Origin of the sequence: Nocardia sp. NPDC051900 (genome assembly GCF_044452545.1) — a bacterium.
Lineage (GTDB): Bacteria > Actinomycetota > Actinomycetes > Mycobacteriales > Mycobacteriaceae > Nocardia > Nocardia sichangensis.
This window is the reverse complement of the sequence record NZ_JBITBU010000008.1, coordinates 319,505-345,449: the sequence shown is the minus strand read 5'-3', so window position 1 is coordinate 345,449 and position 25,945 is coordinate 319,505. Positions and strand designations below refer to the sequence as shown.

The 25,945-nt window shown below is 68.6% G+C and carries 25 protein-coding genes; 16 read left to right on the top strand and 9 right to left on the bottom strand.

Translation table 11 applies throughout. From position 1 onward, the window contains the following. Positions 1-88: 88 nt before the first annotated feature. The 6 genes from ACIA5H_RS16435 to gatB all read left to right on the top strand — a co-directional run bounded on the left by ACIA5H_RS16435 (position 89) and on the right by gatB (position 5,776). Positions 89-976 carry a hypothetical protein gene (locus ACIA5H_RS16435; protein ID WP_397076667.1) on the top strand — a complete coding sequence of 296 codons (888 nt, stop codon included), beginning with the start codon at positions 89-91 and terminating at the stop codon, positions 974-976. Positions 977-1,058: 82 nt separating this feature from the next. After that, complete coding sequence (locus ACIA5H_RS16430) at positions 1,059-2,093, top strand: ATP-dependent 6-phosphofructokinase (protein ID WP_355078821.1); 1,035 nt, start codon at positions 1,059-1,061, stop codon at positions 2,091-2,093. 11 nt (positions 2,094-2,104) lie between these two features. After that, positions 2,105-2,281 (top strand): hypothetical protein, encoded by a 177-nt coding sequence (locus ACIA5H_RS16425; RefSeq protein ID WP_355078822.1) that lies wholly within the window; start codon positions 2,105-2,107, stop codon positions 2,279-2,281. A 68-nt stretch (positions 2,282-2,349) separates the two neighbouring features. Continuing rightward, positions 2,350-2,793, top strand: coding sequence for a hypothetical protein (locus ACIA5H_RS16420; protein WP_355078823.1), 444 nt, complete (start codon positions 2,350-2,352; stop codon positions 2,791-2,793). Positions 2,794-2,830: 37 nt separating this feature from the next. Continuing rightward, positions 2,831-4,207, top strand: coding sequence for an alpha/beta hydrolase family protein (locus ACIA5H_RS16415; RefSeq protein ID WP_397076666.1), 1,377 nt, complete (start codon positions 2,831-2,833; stop codon positions 4,205-4,207). A gap of 63 nt (positions 4,208-4,270) precedes the next feature. Continuing rightward, positions 4,271-5,776, top strand: a complete 1,506-nt coding sequence (gatB, locus tag ACIA5H_RS16410) for an Asp-tRNA(Asn)/Glu-tRNA(Gln) amidotransferase subunit GatB (protein WP_397076665.1) — start codon at positions 4,271-4,273, stop codon at positions 5,774-5,776. A 283-nt stretch (positions 5,777-6,059) separates the two neighbouring features. On the opposite strand, the gene ACIA5H_RS16405 is transcribed toward gatB, so the two are convergent. Both ACIA5H_RS16405 and ACIA5H_RS16400 read right to left on the bottom strand, forming a co-directional pair. Then, complete coding sequence (locus tag ACIA5H_RS16405) at positions 6,060-6,719, bottom strand: NAD(P)-dependent oxidoreductase (protein WP_397076664.1); 660 nt, start codon at positions 6,717-6,719, stop codon at positions 6,060-6,062. Beyond that, on the bottom strand, positions 6,716-7,657 hold the full coding sequence (locus ACIA5H_RS16400; RefSeq protein ID WP_397076663.1) for an EamA family transporter: 942 nt from the start codon (positions 7,655-7,657) through the stop codon (positions 6,716-6,718). Before ACIA5H_RS16400 ends, ACIA5H_RS16405 begins: the two co-directional genes overlap by 4 nt. Before the next feature lie 79 nt (positions 7,658-7,736). Here ACIA5H_RS16400 and ACIA5H_RS16395 point away from each other — a divergent pair, with 79 nt between their 5' ends. Then, on the top strand, positions 7,737-8,624 hold the full coding sequence (locus tag ACIA5H_RS16395; RefSeq protein WP_397076662.1) for a LysR substrate-binding domain-containing protein: 888 nt from the start codon (positions 7,737-7,739) through the stop codon (positions 8,622-8,624). A gap of 573 nt (positions 8,625-9,197) precedes the next feature. Here ACIA5H_RS16395 and ACIA5H_RS16390 read toward each other — a convergent pair. Continuing rightward, complete coding sequence (locus tag ACIA5H_RS16390; protein WP_356961177.1) at positions 9,198-10,304, bottom strand: PQQ-dependent sugar dehydrogenase; 1,107 nt, start codon at positions 10,302-10,304, stop codon at positions 9,198-9,200. A gap of 119 nt (positions 10,305-10,423) precedes the next feature. On the opposite strand from ACIA5H_RS16390, the gene ACIA5H_RS16385 reads away from it, so the two are divergent. After that, entirely contained in the window at positions 10,424-11,305 is an 882-nt protein-coding gene (locus tag ACIA5H_RS16385) for a DoxX family protein (protein WP_355080636.1), read from the top strand. Positions 11,306-11,516: 211 nt separating this feature from the next. On the opposite strand, the gene ilvD is transcribed toward ACIA5H_RS16385, so the two are convergent. Together ilvD and ACIA5H_RS16375 are read right to left on the bottom strand one after the other, a co-directional pair. Next, positions 11,517-13,358 (bottom strand): dihydroxy-acid dehydratase, encoded by a 1,842-nt coding sequence (ilvD, locus tag ACIA5H_RS16380; RefSeq protein ID WP_355080634.1) that lies wholly within the window; start codon positions 13,356-13,358, stop codon positions 11,517-11,519. Between the two features lie 337 nt (positions 13,359-13,695). Further along, entirely contained in the window at positions 13,696-14,205 is a 510-nt protein-coding gene (locus tag ACIA5H_RS16375) for a PH domain-containing protein (RefSeq protein ID WP_355080632.1), read from the bottom strand. A 426-nt stretch (positions 14,206-14,631) separates the two neighbouring features. Between ACIA5H_RS16375 and ACIA5H_RS16370 the strand changes: the two genes are divergently transcribed. From ACIA5H_RS16370 to ilvC, 3 genes are all read left to right on the top strand, one after another. Further along, positions 14,632-16,566, top strand: a complete 1,935-nt coding sequence (locus ACIA5H_RS16370) for an acetolactate synthase large subunit (RefSeq protein ID WP_379251551.1) — start codon at positions 14,632-14,634, stop codon at positions 16,564-16,566. Continuing rightward, complete coding sequence (gene ilvN / locus ACIA5H_RS16365) at positions 16,563-17,066, top strand: acetolactate synthase small subunit (RefSeq protein ID WP_039799659.1); 504 nt, start codon at positions 16,563-16,565, stop codon at positions 17,064-17,066. The genes ACIA5H_RS16370 and ilvN overlap by 4 nt, the downstream gene beginning before the upstream one ends. Positions 17,067-17,292: 226 nt before the next feature. Next, positions 17,293-18,294, top strand: coding sequence for a ketol-acid reductoisomerase (gene ilvC, locus ACIA5H_RS16360; RefSeq protein ID WP_174372187.1), 1,002 nt, complete (start codon positions 17,293-17,295; stop codon positions 18,292-18,294). Positions 18,295-18,366: 72 nt separating this feature from the next. Here ilvC and ACIA5H_RS16355 read toward each other — a convergent pair whose 3' ends face one another. After that, a complete protein-coding gene (locus ACIA5H_RS16355) occupies positions 18,367-18,759 on the bottom strand; it encodes a hypothetical protein (RefSeq protein ID WP_379251550.1) in 393 nt (130 codons plus the stop codon). A gap of 250 nt (positions 18,760-19,009) precedes the next feature. Continuing rightward, positions 19,010-19,624 (bottom strand): TetR/AcrR family transcriptional regulator, encoded by a 615-nt coding sequence (locus ACIA5H_RS16350; RefSeq protein ID WP_397076661.1) that lies wholly within the window; start codon positions 19,622-19,624, stop codon positions 19,010-19,012. Between the two features lie 97 nt (positions 19,625-19,721). Between ACIA5H_RS16350 and ACIA5H_RS16345 the strand changes: the two genes are divergently transcribed. The 4 genes from ACIA5H_RS16345 (at position 19,722) to ACIA5H_RS16330 (ending at position 23,897) form a co-directional block, all read left to right on the top strand. Beyond that, on the top strand, positions 19,722-20,186 hold the full coding sequence (locus ACIA5H_RS16345) for a nitroreductase family deazaflavin-dependent oxidoreductase (RefSeq protein ID WP_397076660.1): 465 nt from the start codon (positions 19,722-19,724) through the stop codon (positions 20,184-20,186). Positions 20,187-20,435: 249 nt separating this feature from the next. Then, on the top strand, positions 20,436-21,410 hold the full coding sequence (locus ACIA5H_RS16340) for an acyl-CoA thioesterase (protein WP_397076701.1): 975 nt from the start codon (positions 20,436-20,438) through the stop codon (positions 21,408-21,410). A 31-nt stretch (positions 21,411-21,441) separates the two neighbouring features. Next, the gene (locus ACIA5H_RS16335) at positions 21,442-22,326 is read left to right on the top strand and encodes a MoxR family ATPase (RefSeq protein WP_195042272.1); all 885 of its coding nucleotides are present in this window, start codon (positions 21,442-21,444) and stop codon (positions 22,324-22,326) included. Between the two features lie 146 nt (positions 22,327-22,472). Further along, complete coding sequence (locus ACIA5H_RS16330) at positions 22,473-23,897, top strand: VWA domain-containing protein (RefSeq protein ID WP_397076659.1); 1,425 nt, start codon at positions 22,473-22,475, stop codon at positions 23,895-23,897. Positions 23,898-24,019: 122 nt separating this feature from the next. On the opposite strand, the gene ACIA5H_RS16325 is transcribed toward ACIA5H_RS16330, so the two are convergent. Next, the gene (locus ACIA5H_RS16325; protein WP_364429210.1) at positions 24,020-24,643 is read right to left on the bottom strand and encodes a TetR/AcrR family transcriptional regulator; all 624 of its coding nucleotides are present in this window, start codon (positions 24,641-24,643) and stop codon (positions 24,020-24,022) included. 30 nt (positions 24,644-24,673) lie between these two features. On the opposite strand from ACIA5H_RS16325, the gene ACIA5H_RS16320 reads away from it, so the two are divergent. Continuing rightward, positions 24,674-25,024, top strand: a complete 351-nt coding sequence (locus tag ACIA5H_RS16320; protein ID WP_397076658.1) for a DUF6463 family protein — start codon at positions 24,674-24,676, stop codon at positions 25,022-25,024. A gap of 97 nt (positions 25,025-25,121) precedes the next feature. On the opposite strand, the gene ACIA5H_RS16315 is transcribed toward ACIA5H_RS16320, so the two are convergent. After that, complete coding sequence (locus tag ACIA5H_RS16315) at positions 25,122-25,592, bottom strand: hypothetical protein (RefSeq protein WP_397076657.1); 471 nt, start codon at positions 25,590-25,592, stop codon at positions 25,122-25,124. Between the last annotated feature and the right edge of the window lie 353 nt (positions 25,593-25,945).

Below are 25,945 nucleotides of genomic sequence, written 5' to 3'. Positions count from 1 at the left end.
CAAGAGTCAGTCGACCCGAGGCCGCGCCCCTGCCGTCGCGGTCGCCGGTCGGCGAGCCGGGGGAGTTCGCGAGAAGAATGTGCCGAAAATGTCTACTGATCGATTCCGCAGAGTTCGAAACGTCCTGGGTTGTGCGGCGCTTGCCGCGGCTCTGGTAGCCGGGTGCGGTACCAACCGCGCCGAGGATTCGTCGAGCGAGCCGACCATCACCGAGGCCGCGGCCCGCACCGACCAGAAGGGCCTGTCCATCATCGTGCCGGGCACCTTGGCAGCGAGCTATGCCGAGCTCGCCGCGGGCGTGCGCGGGAAGATGGGCATGGCCATCGTGCCGGTCGGCGGCGAGCAGCCGATCACCTTCGGCGAATGGACCAGCGGTCCGGCCTGGTCGACGATGAAGGTGCCGCTGACCGTCGCCGCGCTGCGGCGCAGTCCGAGCAGCTCGAACTACGCCGCGTCGGCCGCGATCACGCAATCCGACAACGCCGCCGCCGACGTGCTGTGGCAGTCGCTGGGCACGCCGCAGGAGGCGGCGCAGGCCGTGCAGGCGGTGCTGCGCGAAGGTGGGGACAGCAAGACCGTCGTGCCCGCCGCCCGTGCCCGTGCGGAACACTCGGCCTTCGGTCAGGCGGAGTGGTCGCTGATCGACCAGGTGCGGTTCGCTTCACATTTGCCGTGTCTGCCCCAGACCGACCGCGTGACTTCGCTGATGGAACAGGTCATCGCCAGCCAGCGCTGGGGTCTCGGCGAGTTCGGCGGCGCCGAGTTCAAGGGCGGCTGGGGGCCGGACGTGTCGGGCAACTACCTGGTGCGGCAGTTCGGGATCATCAACGTCCCCTCGGGGCAGATCGCGATCGCGGTCGCGGTGCAGCCGGAGTCGGGATCGCTCAGCGACGGCATGAACGTTCTGGACAAACTGGCCACCGTCGTCTCCCAGCATCTCGGCGAGCTGGCCGGGGGTCATTGCGCGGCCGCGTGAGGTCATCTGTCCAGGTCAGTGTTACGCGACGTTCACGGGGGCGGGGCTGCCGAGATCGGACATGGGGGGCAAGATAGCGGCCATGCGCATCGGAGTTCTGACCGGAGGCGGAGACTGCCCAGGACTGAACGCGGTCATCCGCGCCGTCGTTCGCACCGCGAACGGCCGTTACGGAGACGCGATCGTCGGCTTCGAGGACGGTTGGCGCGGCCTATTGGAGGACCGAAAGATCCAGATCCGCAACGACGACCGCACCGACCGGATCCTCACCAAGGGCGGCACCATCCTCGGCACCGCCCGCACCAACCCCGACGTGCTGCGCGCGGGCCTCGGCCGGATCAAGCAGACCCTGGACGACAACGGCATCGAAGCCCTGATCCCGATCGGCGGCGAGGGCACGCTCACCGCCGCGAGCTGGTTGTCCGACGAAGGCGTACCGGTGGTCGGCGTCCCGAAGACCATCGACAACGACATCGATTGCACCGACGTCACTTTCGGCCACGACACCGCCTTGAACATCGCCACCGAGGCGATCGACCGGCTGCACACCACCGCCGAATCGCACCAGCGCGTCATGCTCATCGAGGTGATGGGCCGCCACGCGGGCTGGATCGCGGTCGGCGCCGGCATGGCGGCGGGCGCCCATCTGACGCTCGTGCCGGAGGTCCCCTTCGAGGTCGACGAGGTGTGCGCCATGATCAAGCGGCGTTTCCAGCGCGGTGACAAGCACTTCATCTGCGTCGTCGCCGAGGGGTCGCACCCGGCGCCGGACTCCGGGTTCACCTTGCGCGAGGGCGGCATCGACGAGTTCGGCCACGAGCGGTTCACCGGCGTCGCCCAGCAGCTCGGCGTGGAGATCGAGCGGCGCATCGGCAAAGAGGTCCGCACCACCGTGCTCGGTCACGTGCAGCGCGGCGGCAGCCCCACGCCCTACGACCGGGTGCTGGCCACGCGCTTCGGCCTGCACGCGGCCGAGGCGGTGCACGCGGGCAAGTTCGGCCAGATGGTCGCGTTGCACGGCACCACCATCGACCTGGTCCCGCTGTCGGAGGCCACCAAGCAGCTCAAGCGGGTGCCTTCGGAGCGCTACCGCGAGGCGGAGGCGTTCTTCGGTTAAGGGCGTCGCATATGGCAGATGAACTCAGCGGTGAGCTGTGGTTACCGCCGCTGTCGGGGATCCATACCGTCGAACTGAAGCGACGGCTTGCCCGGCTACCCCGCGCCGGTAGCAGCGCTGAGGAACGTGATCAGGTGGACGCGATGTTCGGCCGAGATCGGCTCGATGAGGGCCTCGAGGCGTGGTGATCGTCTCCGGGGCGACCGCGCCGGTCGCTTCGACGCGGATGTGCATATGTCCGGATACGCTGGCCGGTATGGCCGAACTCCCTGTGCACGATCTGCCGGATACCGCCGTCGACGTCCTGCGCCGCCGAGCGCGCGCGGCCGGGTTGCCGCTGTCGCGGTACATCGGGCGCGAGCTGGTCGCGCTGGCCGGTCGACGCACGGCGGACGACGCGGTCGTCGAGTTCTTGGAGTCCGAAGGACGCGACCTGGCCCCGCAAATAGATGATGACGCGGTGGCTCTGGTACGGCGGTACGACCTTTCGATCGAGGCGCTCGACGTTCTGGGTCGCCGCGCTCGCTCCGCGGGTGTTCCGCTGGGGGAGTATGCGCGTCGCGAACTGGTGCGGCTGGCGCGGCGCAGCACCGTCGAGGACGCGTTGCTGGAGTTCCGCGAGGTGCAGGAACGGGATCCGAGTCCGCGACTCGACATGGCGGAGATCGCCGCGGCCGTGCGGTACGCGCGCGGCGAATAGGCCGGGGCCGGCCCGCGTCGTCGGTACCCTGAGTCGCATGCGCAGTGGGCGACTGATCGCGTTGGCACTGTTGGTGATCACGGCAGTGGCGGCCGGGTGCTCGGAGTCGAATCCGCCCGAGCCGACCACGGGTGACTGGCACGGCGCCGTCGAGGTCCCCGGTCAGCCGGTGCAGGTCGGCGTGAGTTTCCACGACGACGGCACGGCCACCGTCGACATCCCGGCGCAGGGCATGAGCGGCGTGCAACTCAAAGACGTCAGCACCGACCGCAACGGCGTGTCCTTCGCGGTACCCGACGTCCCTGGCGATCCGGTGTTCCACGGCAAGTACGAGTCCGGGACCGACCGGATCACCGGAGATCTCACCCAGGCGGGGCAGAAATTCCCGCTGGCGCTGAGCCGGGGCAAGGTCGTACCGCCGGCCCATCCGCAGGAACCGAAGCCACCGTTCCCGTACAAGACCGAGGATGTCACCTACAGCAACGGCGGCATCACCATCGCGGGCACGTTGACCGAACCGCAGGGCCCCGGCCCGTTCCCCGCCATCCTCATGATCACCGGAAGCGGCGCCCAGGACCGCGACGAGGAACTGATGGGGCACAAGCCGTTCCTGCTGCTGGCCGATACCTTCACCCGCGCGGGCTACGCCGTGCTGCGCACCGACGACCGAGGCGTCGGTGGCACCGGCGGCAAGCTGGACGACGCGAACTACACCGACCTGGCCGAGGACGCCGCCGCGGGCGTCCGTTTCTTGCGGGCCCGCTCCGGGATCGACCCGGCGCGGATCGGACTCTTCGGCCACAGCGAGGGCGGCTACCTCGCGCCGCTGGTCGCCGCGCGCCCCGACAGCGGCGTCGCGTTCGCCGTCCTGATGGCCGGACCCGGCGTCCCGGGCTCGGACGTGCTCGTCGAACAGACCCGCTTGCTCGCCACCGCGAACGGAACACCTCCCGACCAGGTGGAGACCCAGGTCCGCGACATGGCCGAACTGTCCGCCCTGCTGAAGGCGGGCGACCTCGACGGAGCGAGACAACTGGCCGTTCGGCAGAACCAGGCCTTGCCCGCCGACCAGCGCGTGCCCGACGATCAGGCGGCCGCGCAGATCACGCCGTATCTGGCCGCCCTGGTCGCCTACGATCCGGCGCCCGCGCTCTCCGCCCTGCGGATTCCGGTGCTCGCGTTCTTCGGCGGCAAGGATCTCCAGGTGCCCCCGGCGCAGAGCGAGCAGCCGATGCGCGACCACCTCGCCGCCGACCCCGATGCGACCGTCCACGTCTTCCCGGGTCTCAACCACCTGATGCAGCACACCGAGACCGGCCTTCCCCGCGAGTACGGCGCCATCGAAACGACCATCTCTCCCGAGGTGCTCGACTACGTCACCGGCTGGCTGCGGCAGCGGGTCCCGGTGAAGTAACACCGCGCCGCGGACGCGAGAGCCGCTGCGCTGCGACGGGAGCGCTTACCTAAACTGATGGCCATGAGCGCACCCACGGTCGACCTGATGGATTACTCGGATGTCATCGCCCGGTTCGAGCCGGTGCTCGGCATGGAGGTCCACGTCGAGCTGAACACCGCGACGAAGATGTTCTGCGGTTGCCCGACCGAGTTCGGCGCCGAGCCGAACACGCAGGTGTGCCCCGTGTGCCTCGGCCTGCCCGGTTCGCTCCCGGTGGTCAACCAGAAGGCCGTCGAATCGGCCATCCGGATCGGGCTGGCGCTGAACTGCTCGATCACGCCGTGGGGCCGGTTCGCGCGGAAGAACTACTTCTACCCCGATCAGCCGAAGAACTACCAGATCAGCCAGTACGACGAGCCGATCGCCACGAACGGGCACCTGGACGTGGTGCTCGACGACGGCAGTACCTTCCGTGTCGACATCGAGCGCGCGCACATGGAGGAGGACACCGGCAAGTCGGTGCACATCGGCGGTGCGACCGGCCGCATCCACGGCGCGAGCCACTCCCTGCTCGATTACAACCGGGCGGGCGTGCCGCTGATCGAGATCGTCACCAAGCCGATCACCGGCGCGGGGGAGCGCGCCCCCGAGGTGGCGCGGGCGTACGTGACGGCGCTGCGGGATCTGCTGAAGTCGCTCGGGGTGTCCGACGTGAAGATGGAGCAGGGTTCGCTGCGCTGCGACGCGAACGTCTCCCTGATGCCCATCGGCGCAACGGAATTCGGCACCCGCACGGAGACCAAGAACGTCAACTCCCTGCGCAGCGTCGAGGTCGCGGTGCGCTTCGAGATGCGCAGGCAGGCGGCTGTGCTCGCGGGCGGCGGCACGATAGTCCAGGAGACCAGGCACTTCCACGAGGCCGACGGCACCACTTCGCCCGGCCGCCGCAAGGAGACCGCCGAGGACTACCGCTACTTCCCCGAGCCGGACCTCGAGCCCGTCGCGCCCGCCGGGGAGTGGGTCGAGCAGTTGCGCGGCACCATCCCCGAGTACCCCTGGCTGCGCCGCGCGCGCATCCAGTCCGACTGGGGCCTGTCCGACGAGGTGATGCGCGACCTGGTCAACGCAAGCGCACTGGACCTGATCATCGCCACCGTCGACGCGGGCGCACCGGCCAACGAGGCGCGCTCCTGGTGGGTCGCCTACCTCACCGAGAAGGCCAAGGAGCGCGAGGTCGCGCTGGAGGAGCTGCCGATCAGTCCGGCTCAGGTCGCCGAGGTGATCAAGCTGGTCGACGCGAAGACGATCAACAACAAGGTGGCCAAGCAGGTCGTCGACCACGTGCTGGCAGGCGAGGGCGACCCGGCGCAGATCGTCGAGGCCAAGGGCCTCGGCATGGTCAGCGACGACAGCGCCTTGCAGTCGGAGGTGGAGAAGGCCCTGGCCGCGAACCCCGACATCGCCGACAAGATCCGCTCCGGCAAGGTGCAGGCCGCGGGCAAGATCGTCGGCGACGTCATGAAGGCGACCCGCGGTCAGGCCGACGCGGCGCGCGTCCGCGAACTGGTCCTGGCCGCCTGCAGCTAGGTTCGGCGGTCGACCCCGACCGCGCTGTAAGACGTGGTCGGGGTCGACTCGCGAACCGAAGTAGGCCACCGGCCGTGAACCGATGGCGATGCCTTCCGGCTGGAACCCGGCGGGCAGGTCGATCCCGGCGGCGAGGACCGGAGGGTATGCCGCCGTCCGGTCCCCGGGCGCCGACGCCGCGACGCCGAGACAGCCGAGCGCGGCCGAGATCGCCAGGACTCGCTTCATCTCATTGCTCCTCTGTTTCGGTGGTCGCGGGGCCTGCGGCATCGGGCCGAGACGTTCAGGCTGTGCCGAGCGTTTCGACGTCTCCGTAACCGACCGTGAAATGACCATTCCCGCAGGGATTTTCGAGCTCGTCCAGGACGGCTACGGCAAGGTCTTCCGCCGAGATCCGGGACGTGCCGTCAGCGCTGGTGATGAGCGTCGTGGTGCCCCGCCGGTACTTCCCGGTGCGTTGTCCGGGTTCGAGGAGGGCGGGTGGGCTGAGATAGACCGAGTCGGCCGGATGCGCCCGGCAGGTCTCCCATTGCGCGACGCTCGCGGCGGCGATGGTGCGGATCGACGCCGGTACGTATTCCGGACTGTCGAGTACCAGCTGCTCGGGGTGTCCCGGAACCCGTAGCGGCGCGGCGCCGCCGACGACGAGGATGCGCGTCCCGGTGGCCGCGGCCGCGTCGAGCAGGGCTGTTGTAGTCGTCGTGACGGTGTGTTCCTGCCCAGCGGCCGCACGGGTCGCGGCCACGATAGCGTCGGCGCCGTCGAACAATTCGCTCATCCGGACCCTGTCGTTCGCATCGCCCTCGACAACGGTCACCATGGGCGGCAGGGCGATCCGCGGCCCTGTCCGGAAGACGGCGACGATCTCGTGGCCGCGGCCGGCGGCCTCGTCGACGACGCACGAACCGACCATGCCTGCGGCTCCGACAACGGCGATCTTCATTTCGATATCCCTTCGGGTGCTGCGACAGGAGCGGAGGAGCGGGTGGGCGCGGGAAGCTGTCCCGCGACGATCGCGGCGAGCGCGAGCCCGAACCCCGCGAGTTGGACCGGGCCGAGTGTCTGGCCGAGCAGAACGGCGCCGAGAACCGCCGCGACCAGCGGCGAGAGCAGAACCAGAACCGCGACGGAGGTGACGGGCAAGGAGCCGATGCCGCGGAACCACAGGACATACGCGAGCAGACCCCCGACCAGCCCCAGCCATAGGTATCCGAGAACGGCGGGCGGGTCGATCGCGGGAGGCGGCCCTTCGACGAAGAACGTGAGAGGCAGCAGGAACAGCCCACCGGCAGTGAGTTGCCAGCCCGCGAACGCCGTGGGGCCGGCCTCGGGAGGCCGCCCCCACTTCTTCGTGAAGGTCAGGCCGAGCGCCATGGAAGCCGCGGCGGCAAGGCCGGCGACAACCCCGGTGAGGTCGAAGGCCGCGTCCGGCCCGATCACCACCAAGCCGACGCCGACAAGGCCTGTCGCTCCCCAGGCGAGGCGCCGAGCGGAGGGGCTTTCGCCCAAGATCACCACGGCCAAGACGGCCACGACGAGCGGCTGGGCCGCCGCCAAGGTCGCGGCCACGCCGCCCGGTAAGCGTTCGGCGGCGAGGAACAGCATCGGGAACAGCAGCCCGATGTTGAGCACACCCAGTACCGCGGCTTTGCCCCACCAGGCTCCGCGCGGCAGCGTCCGCGTGATCGCCAGCGCGATCAGACCCGCAGGCAAGGCCCGCAGGAGACCGGCGAACAGCGGGTGTCCCGGTGGGAGCAACTCGGTGGTGACGACATAGGTGGTGCCCCATGACGCGGGAGCGAGCGCCGTCAGGACGGTGCGCGGCAGGGTTCCCAGTGGCGCGGTTCCGCCGAAAACCGCCTGTGTTGCTGGACTTTTCACCTTCGCAGTCTCGCGCGGAACTGATCAATGAGTCCAACACATGTTTGTCAATTCATCAATCGTGTTCAAAGATCAATCCATGGAGCTCCAGCAGATGCGCTACGTCATCGCCGTGGCCGAGACGAACAGCTTCACCCGGGCCGCCGAACGATGCCTCGTCGTGCAGTCCGCCCTCAGCCATCAGATCGCGCGTCTGGAACGGGAATTGGGCGCGCGACTCTTCGAGCGCACCAGCCGCCGGGTGCGCCTCACACCGGCCGGTGCGGCGTTCCTCCCCGCCGCCCGCCAGTGCCTCGACGCCGCCGAGCGCGCCGCCGCCGAGGTGGCCGCGGCGGTCGGCGAGGTGCGCGGGCGGCTCGCCGTCGGGCTGATCCCCACCGTCGCCGCGGTGGACATCCCGGAGGCGTTGCGCGATTTCCGCCGCCGTCACCCGCACGTGCGCATCAGCCTGCGTGTGGGTGCGAGCGAGGAGCTGGTGGAGAAGGTCGAGCAAGGAGCCATCGACGTCGCATTCCTCGGATTGCCGACGACGGCACGACCCCGAGGCGTGGTCGCGCACGAACTCGCCCGCGATCGGCACGTAGCCGTCGTCGCGCTGGACCATCCGCTCGCCGGAGAGCGATCGATCGATCTGCGCACGCTGTCCGCCGAGGTCTTCGTGGATCTCCCGGCCGGGACCGCCGGACGTCTCCAGTCCGACCAAGCCTTCACAGCCGCCGGTCTGGACCGCGACGTCGCTTTCGAAGTGACCAGCGCGGACTACATCGCCCGACTCGTCCGCCCCGGCCTCGCCATCGCCATGCTCCCGTCCACTTACGTGCCCCAACTAGAGGGCGTGACCACCATCGAGGTCACCGACGCCCCCGCCCGAGTCGAATACGTCATCTGGAGCCGCAGCCGCACACCGGCGGCCACCGCGTTCCTCACCGTGCTCGGCATCACCGCGCAGGCCTCGGACGACTCGTGAAGAATCACGCCTCGTTTCGGCCCGAGCGCCGCACCGGGAGATGCTGTGGAGTGACATCCTGACCTTCTTCGCCCCCGTGACCTGATCGGACTCTGCCGGATGTGTCGGTGTCGAGTGGCACGAGCGAAACCTGGGTCCGTCCGTCGCTTCCGAGGGCGGTCGGCACGGGACAGCGAGATCGGCGCGCATGCCGTTGCGCGCTCGGCTCAGTTGGGGGCGGCTGTTCGTTCGTGCGGAAGGAGTGAGCGGCAGCCACCGCCCACCTTGCCGAGGCAAAGCCTCAGATCGCACGGTTACCGCAGCGCGGACCCAGCACATCTTGCCAAGGCGGAGCCTGAGGCCACGCGGTTACTGCCGCCCGCGCCCAGCGCACCTCGACCACGGGTTTCGAGCGAAGCGAGACCGAGCATGCGCCGTTCGCGGCCCGGCTCGCGTCCGAGTGGCCGCCGCGTCCGCGACGAAGTCGCCAGCGGCGGTCGCTCGGACGCGAGCCATAAGAGGGCCGCGAACACCCAGCGCCGCAGGCGCTGGAAAAATCAACACAGCACACGCCGCGCCCGCGCGGCCAACAACTCAGTCCGGTCCGCCGCCTCCGGCCTGCGGGGGCGGGATGCGGACGACGCGGTCGTCGAACGGTCCCGGCTGGCCGTCGGTCTTGTTCACCGTGGTCACCCAGATGGTTCCGTCGGCGCCGACCGCCGCGCCGCCGAGTTGCCCGTACTTGTCCTGCGCGGTCAGCGTCGGCGTCGCGGTGACCGCGTGGGTGGTCGGGTCGGCGGCGGCGATGGCGAGGGCCTTCGCGCGGGTCATCGAGATCGCGACACCGTCCGAGGCGGCGGCGCACCCGGCGACGCCGGGCCGATCCGGCCAGGTCCACATGGTGGTGACCACGCCGTCGCCGCCGAGTCGCTGCAGCCGGTCCTCGGCCGCGGTGCGGTCGGTGATCCAGATGCTGTCCTTGCTGTCCCGGCACACGTCCCCGGCGGTCCCGATGCCCGAGACGGCGACTTCCGGCGTGAGTGTGCGGCCGGGCACCGGGGAGTTCACGCGCAGCAGCTTGCCCGCGAGGGAGCCGGCCGAGGCGGCCGCGCCGGGATTGCCCGCGTCGCCGGTCAGCACGAGCATCTGGTCGGAGGAGGCGAATTCGATCGCGCCGTGATTTCCGCTGGAGCCCTTGGGGATTCCGGTGAGCACGTCCTTCGGTGAGCCGCCTTCGGCGATGCGGACCACGCGGTTGTCACTGCCCGTGGTGATGTACGCGTACATCAGGCCGTCTTCGTTGTAGGTCGGGGACAGCGCGATGTCGCTGAGGCCGCCGTCGCCGGAGCCGTCCACGTCCAGCCGGGCGATCTCGACCGGCGGCTGGTCGGGCACCACCTTCAGGATCCGCCCGGTCCTGCGCTCGGCGACCAGCGCGCCGTCGGGAAGCGCGACCAAGCCGCCGGTGGTGTCCAGGCAGGTGGCCACCACCGCGGGGTCGGGATCGATGCACGGGCCGCTCGGCCGGGTGGTCGAGGTGGGCGGCTGGCTCGGTTTCTTCGGGTCGATGTTGGCTCCGTGCAGGGTCGGTTCCGGGGTGAACGGACTGGACGCCGAATCGTCGAACCGGGCGCATCCGACCAGCAGGACGGAGCCGAGCGCCAAGCTCGCCGCGACGCGGCCCACGACAACCAAACTCATAGCCCAGACGTTACGGAAATTCCGTCGCCCGCGCCCTTCCGGGTGGGGGTGTCGCGCGCGCACTGACACGCCGCGCTGTACTTGCCCGCCCCGGTGCGGTGCGGCATAGGGTATTGGCCGTGACCGACAAGCCGAAAGACACGCCCGAATCCGAGGCCGGGAACGCCGCTCCTTCCACGGCCGAGCAGGCGGCGGTGTCGTCCACCGGTCGGGGAGTGACCAGCCCGTACGATTCGCCGACCGAGCAGTTCGAGCGGGTGGATCCGGCCCAGCGGCCGCAGCTGTCCAAGGACGTCCCGCGCACCGAGGAAGAACTCGGGCTCGAGCCCGAGGTCCCCACCACCGGCGCGAACAGAACCGCTGCGGGCGCGACAGCGGCGCCCACCTACGACTACGCCAGCATCCCACCCGCCCCGGCCCCGCCGAGCGACACCGCGCGTCTACGTCGCCGCAACGGCGAGGTCCGCCGCGGCACGCTCGATCTCGGATTGTTGCTGCTCCGCTTGGTCGTCGGCGCCACTTTCCTCTACCACGGCCTGCAGAAGCTGACCGGCTGGTTCCACGGCCCCGGCCTGGACGGCACCCGCGACATGATGGAGCGCGGCGGCTGGGACCACCCGAGCGTGTCCGCCCTCCTGGTGACAGCGGGCGAGGTCGGCGGCGGTGCGCTGCTGATCCTCGGCCTGCTGACTCCGCTGGCGGCCGGTGCGGTGCTCGCGGTCATCCTGGACGCCTGGGCCTGGAAGCAGGGCATGGCCCCCGGGTTCCAGTACAAAGCCGGTCCGGGAGCGGTGGAATACGAGAGCGTCCTCGCGGGCGTCTCGGCCGTCATCATCCTGACCGGCCCCGGTCGCCTGTCCTTCGACCGCAACCGTGGCTGGGCAATCCGCCCCGCCTCCGGCTCCTTCGTCATCCTGCTTCTCGCTGTGGCGGCCGCGGTCGGCGCGTACTGGTACCTGCACGGCGGCAACCCACTGACGGGCATCGGCCCCTTCGACTGATCAGGACGAACAAGAGGCCCTTCATCCCGTAACGGGAAGAAGGGCCTCCGTCGTTCGACACCTGAGGCTGCCCGTGACAACTGATTTCGCATGGACATGGGTAACTCGCCGGGTACGCCCAGAAACCGTGACCCACCTGACGCAGGACCTGCGACCAGGTCCTGTCGCACCGAACTCGTACGGCCTCGAGACCCCCGAGAGGCGGGGGAGCCTAAGGCACGTGGCGGACAGCGCCCTTGTCGGCTGAGGTCGCCATCGCGGCGTACGCCCGCAGCGCGGTCGTCACCGGACGATCGCGGTTGACCGGTTGCCAGGGCCGTTCGGAGGCTTCCATCTTCGCGCGGCGCTCGGCGAGCGCCGCATCGTCGACGAGGACCTCGAGCGTGCGGGTGGTCACGTCGATGCGGATCTGGTCGCCGTTCTCGATCAGGCCGATGACACCGCCGCTGGCCGCCTCGGGGGAGATGTGCCCGATCGACAGGCCCGAAGTGCCGCCGGAGAAGCGGCCGTCGGTGATCAGCGCGCACTCCTTGCCGAGGCCGGAGCCTTTCAGGAAGGCGGTCGGGTGCAGCATCTCCTGCATGCCGGGGCCGCCCGCGGGCCCTTCGTAGCGGACCACGATCACGTCGCCCGGCTTGATCTTCTTGCCGAGGATGACCGACACGGCCTCCTCCTGCGAGTCCACCACCACCGCGGGGCCCTGGAAGGAGAACAACTCCTCGTCGATGCCCGCGGTCTTGAGCACCGCGCCGTCGGGCGCGATGTTGCCGCGCAGCACGACCAGGCCGCCTTCCTTGGTGTAGGCGTGCTCGAGGTCGCGGATGCAGCCGCCCTCGGCGTCGGTGTCCAGCGACGACCAGCGGTTGTCGGTGGAGAACGGCTCGGTGGTGCGCACCCCGCCCGGGGCGGCGTGGAAGAGTTCGATGGCTTCCTGAGAGGCCTTGCCCGAGCGGATGTCCCAGGTGTCGAGCCATTCGTCGAGGCTCGCGGTGTGCACCGTGGTGACGTCGGTCTCCAGCAGGCCCGCCCGGCGCAGCTCGCCGAGAATCGCGGGGATGCCGCCTGCGCGGTGCACGTCCTCCATGTGGTAGTCGGAGTTGGGCGACACCTTCGACAGCGTGGGCACCCGGCGGCTGATCTCCTCGATGGTGTGCAGATCGAAGTCGACCTCGCCTTCCTGCGCGGCGGCGAGCGTGTGCAGCACGGTGTTGGTCGAACCGCCCATCGCCACGTCCAGCGCCATCGCGTTGCGGAACGCCTTGGCGTCGGCGACGTTGCGCGGCAGCACGGACGCGTCGTCCTCGCGGTACCAGCGGTTGGCGATGTCCACCACCACGGTGCCCGCCCGCTCGAACAGCGCCCGGCGCGCGGCGTGCGTCGCGAGGGTGGAGCCGTTGCCGGGCAGCGCCAGACCCAGTGCCTCGGTGAGGCAGTTCATCGAGTTCGCGGTGAACATGCCGGAGCAGGAACCACAGGTCGGGCACGCGGAGCGTTCGACCTCGGACAGACCCTCCTCCGACACCGCCTGATTCGCGCTCGCGGAGATCGCGGTGATCAGGTCGGTCGGCGCCTGCGCGACCCCGCCGACGACGACGGCCTTGCCCGCTTCCATCGGCCCGCCGGAGACGAACACCGCCGGAATGTTCAGCCGCATGGCCGCATTGAGCATGCCCGGGGTGATCTTGTCGCAGTTGGAGATGCAGACCAGCGCGTCGGCGGTGTGCGCGTTCACCATGTACTCGACTGAGTCGGCGATGATCTCGCGCGAGGGCAGCGAGTAGAGCATGCCGCCGTGACCCATGGCGATGCCGTCGTCGACGGCGATGGTGTGGAATTCGCGCGGCACGCCACCGGCGGCGCGCACCGCGTCGGCCACGATCTCGCCGACATTCTTCAGATGCACATGGCCGGGGACGAACTGGGTGTAGGAGTTCGCGATGGCGACGATCGGCTTGCCGAAGTCGGTGTCGGTCATGCCGGTGGCGCGCCAGAGAGCGCGTGCGCCTGCGGCATTGCGGCCGATGGTCGTGGTTCGTGAACGAAGCGGTGGCATTTCGATGGTCCTCGGGTCGCGGGGGCTGACGTGCGACGGCGCAGAGCGTGCTCGGCGGAGCACCACGTTACTCCCGGTGGGCGTGCCCACCTGCTGGGTGGTGTGGCGTCTCATCGCGGTCGGCCGGGTCGGGTGTGTCGCCGGTGCGTGGTGTCGCGGGCGACGACGGTGACGCCGGAGGTACCGGAACGTCGGGGTTGGGGACGAGGAGGATCAGTGCTCCGGGGAAATCATCCCATCACTCGACCGCAACCTCCCAACGGCGGCGAATGTTCCGCATCGGCGCGATTGGGCTCGAGCCGGGCAACTGGAGCGTCGGTCGGGGCGACCGAACTCGCTACGTCGCGCTGTCGCGTCGCGTGCCTTCTTCGGCGTTCTCGCCGGACTTCGCCAAGCCATTGGTCGCCGGATCGCCCTCGGTATTCGAGGTCCCGCTACTCGCGTCCGAGGGTTCGGCGGGGGACTCTCCCGTCGCGGGTTCCCTCGGCTCCGCGAACGGGTCCGGAATCCGTCCGCCGGAGAAAGCGGCCAGATCGCGCAGCCGGTCATAACTCACCGCGGGCAACTTCACTTCGCTGCCGTCGGTCAGGTCGGCGCGCACGTACCCACGCTTCGGGATTCGCACACCCTTCACCTGTGCCCAGTCGAGGTGGCGGGAGCCGAACAGCGTCCGCAAATCCAGCCCCGCGTCCGAGACGCCGGTCTGCGTCCGCAGCACCCAAGCCAGCACCGCGACGGGGATCAGCAGCAGCCACCACAGTCCGGCGGGCCAGCCGACGAAGGGGAAGAACACGCACATCAGCAGGATGAATACGCCCAGGAACGCCAGCCGTGGGATGCGGATCACATGGGCGTCCGAGGCGCCACCCGTATCCGTCGTCCCCGCGGGTGTGTGGGACGATTCAGACGGTGGCACGGACTGATGCGGTGATGACACACCACCATCCTCGCATCCTGATGAACGGACACAAGCAACCGCACTCTCCCACATAATGGGACACACGGGGTCATCTGTTTGACTCTTCGGTTCACACCCGCTTAACGTCGTGCGCGTGAATCGAAACGAGTTGCTCGTAATCGGCCGGCGCGTCCAGCGTTGAGCCTGACACACTGAGTCGAATACGTCAGCTCGCGTTGCGACGCGCCACCCTCGATCAGCCTTGCGCTGTCGGGGGCTTTTTTATGTTCGGACTAATGTCCGGCATGGCGAAGCGCAAGACACCGCTGACACAACATCCGGGGTCGGAACCACAACCAGTAAGGAACGAAGACGGTGAGCGCACCTACCGCACGGCCCGGGCCTTCGGCCCGTAGGCCAGCGCCTTCGGCGAATCAGCAGGCCACGCCCGCTGCCAACGCGACGTCCGCGGCCAACCGCCGCCAGCTCCCGCCCGAGCGGGTCACCGGCGCGCAGTCGGTCATCCGGTCGCTCGAGGAGCTCGGCGTCGACACCGTATTCGGCATTCCGGGCGGCGCGATCCTTCCCGTCTACGACCCGCTTTTCGATTCCACCAAGGTGCGCCATGTGCTCGTCCGCCACGAGCAGGGCGCGGGCCACGCCGCCACCGGTTACGCCCAGGCGACCGGCAAGGTCGGTGTGTGTATGGCCACATCCGGCCCCGGCGCGACCAACCTGGTCACCCCGATCGCCGACGCGCAGATGGACTCCGTCCCGATCGTCGCCATCACCGGCCAGGTCGGCCGCGGCCTGATCGGCACCGACGCGTTCCAGGAAGCCGATATCTCCGGCATCACCATGCCGATCACCAAGCACAACTTCCTGATCACCGAGGGCATCGACATCCCGCGCATCATCGCGGAAGCGTTCTACCTCGCCGCCTCGGGCCGTCCCGGCGCCGTGCTGGTCGACATCCCGAAGGACGTGCTGCAGGCGCAGACCACCTTCACCTGGCCGCCGGAGATGCGGCTGCCCGGCTACCGTCCGGTCACCAAGCCGCACGGCAAGCAGGTGCGCGAGGCCGCGCGGATGATCATGGAAGCCAAGGCTCCCGTGCTCTACGTCGGCGGCGGCGTGATCAAGGCCGATGCCTCTGCCGAGCTGCTGCAACTGGCCGAGCTCACCGGCATCCCCGTGGTCACCACGCTGATGGCGCGCGGCGCGTTTCCCGACAGCCACCGCCTGAACATGGGCATGCCCGGCATGCACGGCACCGTGGGCGCGGTCGCCGCGTTGCAGCGGTCGGATCTGCTGATCACCCTGGGCGCGCGGTTCGACGACCGCGTCACCGGTCAGCTGGACTCCTTCGCGCCCGGCGCCAAGGTCATCCACGCCGACATCGACCCGGCCGAGATCGGCAAGAACCGCCACGCCGACGTCCCGATCGTGGGCGACTGCCGCGAGGTGATCGTCGAGCTCATCGAGACACTGAAGGCCGACCCTTCGGCGGGCGACGCGCTGCCGCTGCACCTGACCGACTGGTGGACCTACCTCGACGGCGTGCGCGACGCCTACCCGCTGGGCTGGACCCCGCCCGCGGACGGTTCGCTGTCGCCGGAGTTCGTCATCGAGGCGCTCGGCCGCCTGGCCGGACCCGACGCCATCTACTGCGCGGGCGTCGGCCAGCACCAGATGTGGGCCGCCCAGTTCATCAAGTACGAGAAGCCGCGCACCTGGCTGAACTCCGGTGGCCTGGGCACCATGGGCTACGCCGTCCCGGCGGCCATGGGCGCCAAGATGGGCGCGCCGGACAAAGAGGTGTGGGCGGTCGACGGTGACGGCTGCTTCCAGATGACCAACCAGGAGCTGGCCACCTGCGCCGTCGAGGGCGTCCCGATCAAGGTCGCGCTGATCAACAACGGCAACCTCGGCATGGTGCGCCAGTGGCAGACGCTGTTCTACCAGGAGCGCTACTCCAACACCGACCTGGGCACGCACACCCTGCGCATCCCCGACTTCGTGAAGCTCGCCGAAGCCCTCGGCTGCCACGGCATCCGGGTGGAGCGCGAGGAGGACGTGGAGGCCGCGATCCGCGAGGCGCAGTCCATCAACGACCGTCCCGTGGTGATCGACTTCATCGTCGGCAAGGACGCCCAGGTGTGGCCGATGGTCGCCGCGGGCACCAGCAACGACGAGATCATGGCCGCTCGCGGCATCCGCCCGCTGTTCGACGACGACGAGCAGGCCTCCGAGCCCGCGGTCATCCACACGGCGATGTCGCACGAACAGAACAAGGTGAACAACGGATGAGTACCACGCATACCCTCAGCGTTCTCGTCGAGGACAAACCGGGCGTGCTGGCACGGGTCGCGGCGCTGTTCTCCCGCCGCGGCTTCAACATCGAGTCGCTGGCGGTCGGTGGCACCGAGCTCCCCGAGATCTCGCGCATGACCATCGTCGTCACCGTCGAAGACCTGCCGCTCGAGCAGGTCACCAAGCAGCTCAACAAGCTGGTGAACGTCATCAAGATCGTGGAGCAGGATTCCGACAGCTCGGTGGCCCGCGAACTGATCCTGGTGAAGGTGCGCGCCGACGCCAGCGTGCGGACCCAGGTGATCGAGGCCGTGGGGCTGTTCCGCGCGAAGGTCATCGACGTGTCGCCGGACGCGCTCACCGTCGAGGCGACCGGAACCCGGTCCAAGCTCGACGCGCTGCTGCGGATGCTCGAACCGTACGGCATCCGGGAGATCGTGCAGTCCGGTGTCGTCGCGGTGGGGCGTGGACCGAAGTCCATCACCGCCACCCGATGAGCTGACGAGAGGCATACCGATGGGGCCGACCGCACAGCGGCGGCCACACGCTAGTCTTTCTGCGATCGACGGTTGGCGTGCCGCCTCCCCGCTCACGCGGGAATGATCCCCTCCCGCGGCTGCGGGGGTGATCCGATCCAGAACAACGTAAATCCGCACCGGCGCAAGCCGGTGTGCCCCGCCTCGCGCGGGGATGATCCCGGAAGGAACCACAGTGGCAGTCGAGATGTTCTACGACGACGATGCCGACCTGTCGATCATCCAGGGCCGCAAGGTCGCTGTCATCGGCTACGGCAGCCAGGGTCACGCGCACTCGCTGAGCCTGCGCGACTCGGGCGTCGAGGTCCGCGTCGGTCTGGCCGAGGGTTCGAAGTCGCGTCCGAAGGCCGAGGAGGCGGGCCTGACCGTCGGCACGCCCGCCGAGGTCTCGGAGTGGGCGGACGTCATCATGGTGCTCGCGCCCGACACCGCGCAGGCGTCGATCTTCACCAATGACATCGAGCCGAACCTGAAGGACGGCGACGCGCTGTTCTTCGGCCACGGCCTCAACATCCACTTCGGCCTGATCAAGCCGCCGGCGAACGTCACCATCGGCATGGTCGCCCCGAAGGGCCCGGGCCACCTGGTGCGTCGTCAGTTCGTCGACGGCAAGGGCGTTCCGGCGCTGATCGCGATCGACCAGGACCCGAAGGGCGAGGGCCAGGCGCTGGCGCTGTCCTACGCCAAGGGCATCGGCGGCACCCGCGCGGGCGTCATCAAGACCACCTTCAAGGAAGAGACCGAGACCGACCTGTTCGGTGAGCAGGCCGTGCTGTGCGGCGGCACCGAGGAACTGGTGAAGACCGGTTTCGAGGTCATGGTCGAGGCCGGTTACGCGCCGGAGATGGCCTACTTCGAGGTGCTGCACGAGCTGAAGCTGATCGTCGACCTGATGTACGAGGGCGGCATCGCGCGGATGAACTACTCGGTTTCCGACACCGCCGAGTTCGGTGGCTACCTGTCGGGCCCGCGGGTCATCGACGCCGACACCAAGAAGCGCATGCAGGACATCCTCAAGGACATCCAGGACGGCAGCTTCGTCAAGCGTCTGGTCGCCAACGTCGAGGGCGGCAACAAGGAGCTCGAGGCGCTGCGCAAGAAGAACGCCGAGCACCCGATCGAGGTCACCGGCGCCAAGCTGCGCGGCCTGATGAGCTGGGTCGATCGCCCGATCACCGAGACCGCCTGATACCCAGGCCGATTCGCGCGGTGGCCCGCTCCGGAGTTCCGGAGCGGGCCACCGGCGTCTTTCGCGGAGTTTCTAACTGCTGCCGAACGAGCCTGTGCCCGGGAAGCCCTGGCCCCAGCCTCCGCCCTGGCCCCAGCCCTGATTCCAGCCTCCGCCCCAGCCTTGGTTCCAGCCTCCGTCGCCCCAGCCTTGGTTCCAGCCTCCGCCGCCCCAGCCACCACCCTGGCCCCAGCCAGGACCGCGGCCATAAGGTGGTGCGCCGTAGTGCGGTTTGTCGACCAAGACGTTGTTGTGGCAACTCCAGTCCTGGAACGGGCCGAAGGCGCACTGGTTGTAAGCCGGAGTGACACCGGGTGTGCTCGGGGTGGCGGAGGCGGGCATCGCCAGCGCGGTCAACGGAATCGCGGCGATCGCACCGGCGACGGCCACGCGAAAGATACGGCGTGCGCTGATTGACGAGAACAACGTAAATCCTTTCGGTCTGCGGCGAGCGTCTCCGCCCGCCATCCCCCCGTTGGGGGGTCCGCCCACGGCCCACCCCCGCAGACAGAGCTTGGATCTACGGTCACTGCTTCGCGGTCGCGCTTACCGACGGCACAGCGACTGCATAGCTACACTCTTGCGCACTCGCCGCCGAAGGTCACGGGTGTTCTCTCCCCTGCGGGGCAAATCGAACCGAGGTATTAGGGAGTTCCCCTATCGCCGCACCCTGCGATCAACCGAAGAGCGGCAGCACCGTGTCCACTATGTCCGCAGGCGACGGCAGTGACGTGAACGCGCTCGCTGGGCTCAGGTGGCGTTGCAGCGCGCGCTGATGCGCCGCGCCCACCAGCAGCAGCGCTGCCGCGCGCAGATTTACGGCGCTCGAGGCGGAGGGCTGCGCGGCCGCGAGCCGCGCCTGCATCGCGTCCACCGCGCGGTGCGGACCGATGTCCGTCTCCTGGGCGCGGTCGAGGTAGCGCGCGCGTAGTTCGGCGTCGGATTGGATCGCGGCGGCGACGGGGATCGTGGCGACGAAGAAATCTTCCAGCGCCTCCATCAGGGCGACGAGATCGGCCCGCAGGTCTCGGTGCGCGTCGACGTCGCCGAGGACGTCCTTGACCGGTCGCAGATGCCGTTGGACCACCGCCTGCAACAGCCCGGTCCGGTCGCGGAAGTGATAGAAGATGCTCGACTCGGCGACACCGGCGCGGTCGGCGACCCCTTTCGTGGACAGCCGCGCCACACCCTCCTCGGCGAGGATTCGCTCCGCGGCGGCGATCACCGCGTCGCGGACGCCCGTCGAGGGACGCCCCCGGCGGCGGCCTTCGACCCGGCGGGATGCCGTCACGAATCCTCCGATCTTTCGTTCGTCACCCCTTGCAGTATGCCCGACGCGGTCGTATTTTCTGAGTAGATACTCAGTAAATATCTCGGAGGTGACCGATATGTCCACTCAGGCTTCGGTGCGACCGTCCCCATCGCGTATTCAGCGCACCGGGGACGCGGTCGTCAGGTCGTTGCTCCGGTCTCCGCTGCATCGGGTGCTCAGCGGCAGGTTGCTGCTGGTCACGGTGCTCGGGAGGAAATCGGGGCGCGAGTACACCAATCCGGTCGGATATGCCGACCATGACGGAGCGCTGCTCGTCGGCACGACGGCCGGATGGCGGCGCAATCTCCGCGACGGTGAAGCCGTGCGTGTTCGGCTGCGCGGCAGCGAGATTCGTGCCAGAGCCGAAGTGATCGCCGACGAGGCCCGGCTCGCCGCGCTCGCTCCGGTGGTGGTGTCGGCGAATCCGATCCACGGGCGCTACGCGGGCATCGAACTGGAGCCGGACGGGACGGTCGATCGCGACGATCTGCGGCGAGCCATGGCGAACGGGTATGTGATCGTTCGTCTGAGCCCGGTCTGAGGCGGGCCGGGTCGTCGCCCGGGTCCGTTTCGCGCCGTCCGGATCGCTCTCCCGCCGCCGCGCGGTGTAGCGACCGTCTGGTTACTCGCTCGTACGGCGGCTGGGGCCTAGGGTTCTCCCGGACAACGAGGTCGGAGAAATGTACATCCGGAGATTCCCTGTCCGAACGGATTCCGCACCGTGGCCCACTCGATAAAACTCGACCGCACCGTGACCATCCCGACCTCGGCCGGCCGCCGACCCGAGGCGATCCACCGATTTCTCGTGAAGCCCGACGACGCGGGCATCGTCGGATCGGTCGACGGCGGCAAACTCCTGGAATGGATCGACAAGGTCGCCTACGCGGCGGCGGCCCAGTGGAGCGGCCGCTACTGCGTCACCGCCTACGTCGGCAATATCCATCTCGACCGGCCGATCGCGGTCGGCGAGCTGGTCGAATTACACGCGAATCTGGTCCACACCGGGCGCACCAGCATGCACATCCTGGTCACCGTCTATTCGACCGACCCCACCCGTGTGCAGCCGGTGCAGTCGGCGCAATGCCTGACGATCTTCGTCGCCGTGGACGACGACCGGCGCACCGTGGAAGTGCCGCAATGGAATCCCGCCACGCTGCTGGAATTGCAGCGGCACCGCCAGGCGCGAGCCCGGGTCTCGGTGCGCAAGCTGATCGAGGAGGCGATGGCCGCGCAGCGGTACACGTCGGCGGGCACCGCGCCGAGCGCCACACTGCGGTTCCTGGCCGCGCCGTCGGACATCAACTGGGGCGGCAAGGTGCACGGCGGCCGCACGATGCGGTGGATCGACGAGGCGGCCTACGTCTGCGGTGCGGACTGGGCGGGGCAGCGGGTCATCACTTCGTACCTCGGCGGCATCCGCTTCTACCGGCCGATCGTCATCGGCCATGTCGTCGAGGTCACCGCGCGGCTGATCCACACCGGCCCGCGCAGCATGCACGTCAGCGTGCACGTGACCTCCACCGACGCCCACTCCGACGAGCCCGCGCTCGCCGCGCACGGTCTCGCCGTGGTCGTCGCGCTGGACGCCGACGGCAAAGCACGGCCGGTGCCGCAGTGGGAGCCGGTCTCCGAGGAGGATCGCGCGCTGGACGCGCACGCCCGGCACCTCATCGAACTGCGCTCGCTGGTCGAGCCGTTCACCGTGGCGAGCGCCGTGCCGTCGGACGCCGAGCCGAGCCATTTCCGCATACCTGCGCCGAGCTGAGGCCCGAGCGCCCGGTCTAGACTAGTTACCGATGAGTAAGTTCTTCGCGTCGGTGGACGAGGTGACCGGGCGTCTCACCGAGGCCGGGTACCTCCCGTCCCTCGATATCGCCACCGCCGTGTTCCTCGCGGGCCACCTCGGCAAGCCCCTGCTGATCGAAGGCCCGGCGGGCGTCGGCAAGACCGAGCTGGCCAAGGCCGTCGCCGCGGCGACCACGTCCGACCTGGTGCGGTTGCAGTGTTACGAGGGTATCGACGAGGCCCGCGCGCTCTACGAGTGGAACCACGCCAAGCAGCTGCTGCGCATCACCGCCTCGGACGACGAAGGCTGGGACAGCACCCGCGACCATGTCTTCACCGAAGAGTTCCTCCTCGCGCGCCCGCTACTGGCCGCCATCCGTAACCCGCGCTCCACGGTGCTGCTCATCGATGAACTCGACAAGGCCGATGTGGAGTTGGAAGGCCTGTTGCTCGAGGTGCTCGGCGACTACCAGGTGAGCATCCCGGAGCTCGGCACCGTCACCGCGGTGCGCAAGCCGTTCGTGATCGTGACCTCCAATGCCAACCGCGAGCTGTCCGAAGCGCTCAAGCGGCGGTGCCTGTATCTGCACATCGATTACCCGACGGCGGAATTGGAGCGGGCGATCGTGCGGATGAAGGTTCCGGAGCTGGACGAGGCGCTGGGAGAGCCGGTGGTCCGCGTGGTCGGTGCGTTGCGCCAGCTCTCGTTGCGCAAAGCGCCGTCGATCGCGGAGACCGTCGATTGGGCGAAGACACTGGTCGCTCTGGGTGCGCGCAATCTATCCGGCGGCGTCGTCCGCTCGACGCTCGGTGTGCTGTTGAAATATCAATCCGACCACCGCGTGGCGATCGAGCGGCTCGGACTCGATCTGGATGCCGAGCAAGGAGGACGGTGAGATGAAGTGCCCCCTCGGGCTCGCGCCACTCCTGCCGTTCGCAACCCAACCCGCCCCGAGGCTCGGCGCGTCTGCTCCCTCGAACCGGACTTACCGTCCGGGCGGATCATTGCGCTGCTTGTGGCGCGAGGTTGCCGGAGTCGAGCATGAGCATCGCTGAAAACCGCCTCGGCGAGACGGGCCGCAGAGGCTCCGACTCGATAACCGATCGCCTCGTCGAGTTCGTCGGACTCCTGCGGGATCACGGCATCAACGCCGGGCCGAGTGAAACCATCGACGCGGCTGAGGCGATGATCGCCCTCGGAATCGATGATCGCAATCGTTTGCGCTCCGGCATGGCCGCCTGCCTGCTGCGCCGCAATGGTCAACGCGCCGTGTTCGATCAACTCTTCGACCTGTATTTCCTTACCGCCCAACAGCCACAGTCCGTCGATCCGTCGACGCCCGAATCCATCGAAGCGCTGCGAGATCGGCTCGTCTCCACACTGGCACAGGACGATTCGGAATCGGTCGCCGAACTGGCCCGCCAGGCACTGACCGAACTCGGCGGCTACGGCGGCGCGGGCGCCGGGCAGTCCACTGCGCCGGTCACCACCGCATCCGGCGCGGGCTGGTCCTCTTACCTGACCATGAAAGCCCTACGCCCGGAAGAACTCATCGATCGCGTCGTGGCGGGCATGAACGGCTCCTCCCAGCTCGACACCACCGTCCACACCATCGAGGCCAACCGCCGCCTCGCCGCTTTCCGCACCGCCGTCCAAACCGAGGCCCGCCTGCGCTCGGCACAGCTGCGCGGCACCGAATACATCGCCCGCCGCGGCGTCGAATCCAGCACCGACCAGATCGATTTCCTCGGCGCACGCGAACAGGACCTCGCCGAAATGCGCCGCCTGGTCCACCCTTTGGCCCGCAAACTCGCCACCCGCCTCGCCGTCCGCCGCCGCAAAGCCGTGCGCGGCCAGATCGACCTACGCCGCACCCTGCGCCGCTCCATGGCCACCGGAGGCGTCCCCATCGACCCGGTCCTGCGCGCCCGCAAACACGGCCGCCCCGACCTGGTCGTCCTCGCCGACATCTCCGGCTCGGTCACCGGCTTCGCCGAATTCACCCTCCACCTGATCCAGGCCCTACAAGACCAATTCAGCAAGGTCCGCAGCTTCGGCTTCGTCGACACCTGCGACGAGATCACCCACTTCTTCACCCCCGGCGAACCCCCGACCCCCGGCACCGCCGCCCGAATCATCCGCTCCACCAAGGTCGCCCGCTTCGGCAGTTCGAACTACGGCGAGGCCTTCCAAGGCTTCCTCGACAACTACGCCGACGCCCTCGGGCCGCGTACGTCGGTTCTCATCCTCGGCGACGGGCGCACGAACCGCACGGAGCCGAATCTCGCTGCGGTGCAGACCATTGCCGACCGGGCGAAGCACACCTACTGGCTGAATCCCGAGCCGTCTCGGTCATGGTCGACGGGGGATTCCGCCGCCCACGTGTACGCGGCGAACGTCACGATGCACGAGTGCCGAAACGTCAAGCAGTTGACCGAGGTCATCGCGCGTTTGTTACCAGCGTGAGTCGGCCGCTGCGACGGTGTCTTATCTGGCCTGCTCAGTTGGCTGGCACTGCCACCGCTCCGTCCCGCTGACCACATCTGGGCTCGGTCGGCTGGCGCGCCGCCGACAACACCAAGCCCTGCTCAACTACCACCAGCGCTGCGGCCGCCTACTTGAACACCAGTCCGGCGCAGCTTGTGGATAACGGCGGCTGTCGCGGTAGCGGTGACGTCGTCGACCCAGTCCGGAATGGCCACCGCGTTCGCGATGTATTCGCGGACGAGCCCGTAGGGAATCGCCTTGACGGCAGCCACCGCGATCGCCATGTGATGCTCGTCGGCCTCGCCGCATTCCGCCGCGACGGCGGCACGCAGCGCGTCGTTCATCCGGTCGTTGACTCCTGCGATATCCGCACGCAACTCGGCAGAGCCCACTTCGAGCAGTTCCTCCCGCCGGAACATCTTCATCGCACGAGCTTCGGTGGGATGCTCGCGGCAATATCGCGGCAGGTGCATCGCGGCGGCGAGCAGTGGGTCGGCTCCCGACAGCGCGGCGACGAATCCGATATGGAAGCGCTGGATCGAGCGCAGCCACAGTCGTGCGAGCAACTCTTCGCGGGAAGCGAAGCGCACGTAGATCGATCCGGTGTGGACGCCGGAAGCGGCACTGATCGCGGCGATGGTCGGCCTGGTCGTCGCCGGATCGGCCAGCAAGTCGCGTGCGGCGTCGAGGATCTGCTCATCGGTGAAGCGCCGGGGTCTTGCCATGGGGGACAGCCTAAGGCAAGGTTTCGGAATATGGATTCAAAAACTCCCTTTCCGATCGCGGGCAGTCTTCTCACATTCATCGGATCGGCACATACCGCGCTCGGCGGCGTCATCTGTGCGACCGGTCGCGAGGAGACCGAACTCGCCTTCTGGTTCACGGCGTTCGGCGTCGCCGCCGTCGGCTTCGGCGTCGCCGTGATCGAGACGGAACGAACCCGCGGCTACGTACCAGCGCCGATCCTCGGCGCAATCGCTGTTCTGACCGCGTTCGGCCTCGTATTCGAGCCGGTGTCAGGGTTTCTCACCGTCCTGATACCGCTGGCCATCGGTGTCCGCGGGTGGGTGCGCCACCGGCGTATTGCCGCGGTCCCGGCAGGGTGAACCGAACCCCGCTCGGCCACGTCTCACCGGACGTGACTCTGCTTCGCGCCGTCACGAGCCTGACCGAGATCGCAGTTGCGACCGACTATCAGATGGGCTACGAGCCGACGCCGCCGATGTCAGGGCGCCCCTGGCCGAGCACGCCGCGCTGGATCGTTCCGCCACTGGTCGGAACACCTCGGTCGTGAACTACGGTTCCGCTCGGGCGAAGGAAGCTCCCGGCGGCCAAGGCCACCGCGGCGCCGACCGCCGGGTACACCAGGTCGTCGGTGTGCCGATACCAGAAGGTGGCGTAGCGGCTGTCGGTGGTGTCGCACAGGTCATCGATCACCCGGGTGTCCGTTGCCTGGTCGACACAGATCCCGACGTGAATCGGCTGCGCGGTGTCGGTGGTCGGCGTGGTCGGGATGACCCGAGGAATGGTTGTCGTCGGTGGCGGGGTAGTGGTGGTCGTCGGCGGAGTCGTGCGAGCCGGGGTCTTCGAGGTGGTGTAGACCGTGGTGACGATCGGGCGGGGAGCAGCGGTGCCACCAGCCCCACACCCACTCGACATAAGCGCCGTAGCCACCAGGGCAGGCAATGTGTACGAGACACGGCGCGACGCCATGACCCGCTTCTGTCCTTGATCGCAGCCCGATGCGCCGCTCATACATTCCCCTCCGGTTCATACGCCCCACTGCCCGAACCGCCCGATGCTAGCAATGCGCAAGCGTGCGCACGGTTGATCCGCGGTTCGTGAAATGCCAATTGCCAGAATGTTTTTTCCCGCGCTGGCCCCGGAATCGTTCCTATGCAGAAGCAGTTGACGGAGTTCATCGCGAAGCTGTTGCCGTCGTGACTCAGCCGCCGAGACGGTGTCTGATTCCGGATGTGATCCGAATCCGCTTCCGCGTACGGTGCGCTTGCCGATGAGGGGATAAC

What these genes read in the sequence shown, in the direction of transcription:
- ACIA5H_RS16405 (WP_397076664.1), bottom strand. Translation starts at nt 6,719, where the DNA reads ATGAAGATCGCCGTTGTCGGAGCCGCAGGCATGGTCGGTTCGTGCGTC.
- ACIA5H_RS16415 (WP_397076666.1), top strand. Translation starts at nt 2,831, where the DNA reads ATGCGCAGTGGGCGACTGATCGCGTTGGCACTGTTGGTGATCACGGCA.
- ACIA5H_RS16435 (WP_397076667.1), top strand. Translation starts at nt 89, where the DNA reads ATGTCTACTGATCGATTCCGCAGAGTTCGAAACGTCCTGGGTTGTGCG.
- ACIA5H_RS16420 (WP_355078823.1), top strand. Translation starts at nt 2,350, where the DNA reads ATGGCCGAACTCCCTGTGCACGATCTGCCGGATACCGCCGTCGACGTC.
- ACIA5H_RS16335 (WP_195042272.1), top strand. Translation starts at nt 21,442, where the DNA reads ATGAGTAAGTTCTTCGCGTCGGTGGACGAGGTGACCGGGCGTCTCACC.
- ACIA5H_RS16395 (WP_397076662.1), top strand. Translation starts at nt 7,737, where the DNA reads ATGGAGCTCCAGCAGATGCGCTACGTCATCGCCGTGGCCGAGACGAAC.
- ACIA5H_RS16430 (WP_355078821.1), top strand. Translation starts at nt 1,059, where the DNA reads ATGCGCATCGGAGTTCTGACCGGAGGCGGAGACTGCCCAGGACTGAAC.
- ACIA5H_RS16345 (WP_397076660.1), top strand. Translation starts at nt 19,722, where the DNA reads ATGTCCACTCAGGCTTCGGTGCGACCGTCCCCATCGCGTATTCAGCGC.
- gatB (WP_397076665.1), top strand. Translation starts at nt 4,271, where the DNA reads ATGAGCGCACCCACGGTCGACCTGATGGATTACTCGGATGTCATCGCC.
- ACIA5H_RS16325 (WP_364429210.1), bottom strand. Translation starts at nt 24,643, where the DNA reads ATGGCAAGACCCCGGCGCTTCACCGATGAGCAGATCCTCGACGCCGCA.
- ilvN (WP_039799659.1), top strand. Translation starts at nt 16,563, where the DNA reads ATGAGTACCACGCATACCCTCAGCGTTCTCGTCGAGGACAAACCGGGC.
- ACIA5H_RS16425 (WP_355078822.1), top strand. Translation starts at nt 2,105, where the DNA reads ATGGCAGATGAACTCAGCGGTGAGCTGTGGTTACCGCCGCTGTCGGGG.
- ACIA5H_RS16320 (WP_397076658.1), top strand. Translation starts at nt 24,674, where the DNA reads ATGGATTCAAAAACTCCCTTTCCGATCGCGGGCAGTCTTCTCACATTC.
- ilvC (WP_174372187.1), top strand. Translation starts at nt 17,293, where the DNA reads ATGTTCTACGACGACGATGCCGACCTGTCGATCATCCAGGGCCGCAAG.
- ilvD (WP_355080634.1), bottom strand. Translation starts at nt 13,358, where the DNA reads ATGCCACCGCTTCGTTCACGAACCACGACCATCGGCCGCAATGCCGCA.
- ACIA5H_RS16390 (WP_356961177.1), bottom strand. Translation starts at nt 10,304, where the DNA reads ATGAGTTTGGTTGTCGTGGGCCGCGTCGCGGCGAGCTTGGCGCTCGGC.
- ACIA5H_RS16330 (WP_397076659.1), top strand. Translation starts at nt 22,473, where the DNA reads ATGAGCATCGCTGAAAACCGCCTCGGCGAGACGGGCCGCAGAGGCTCC.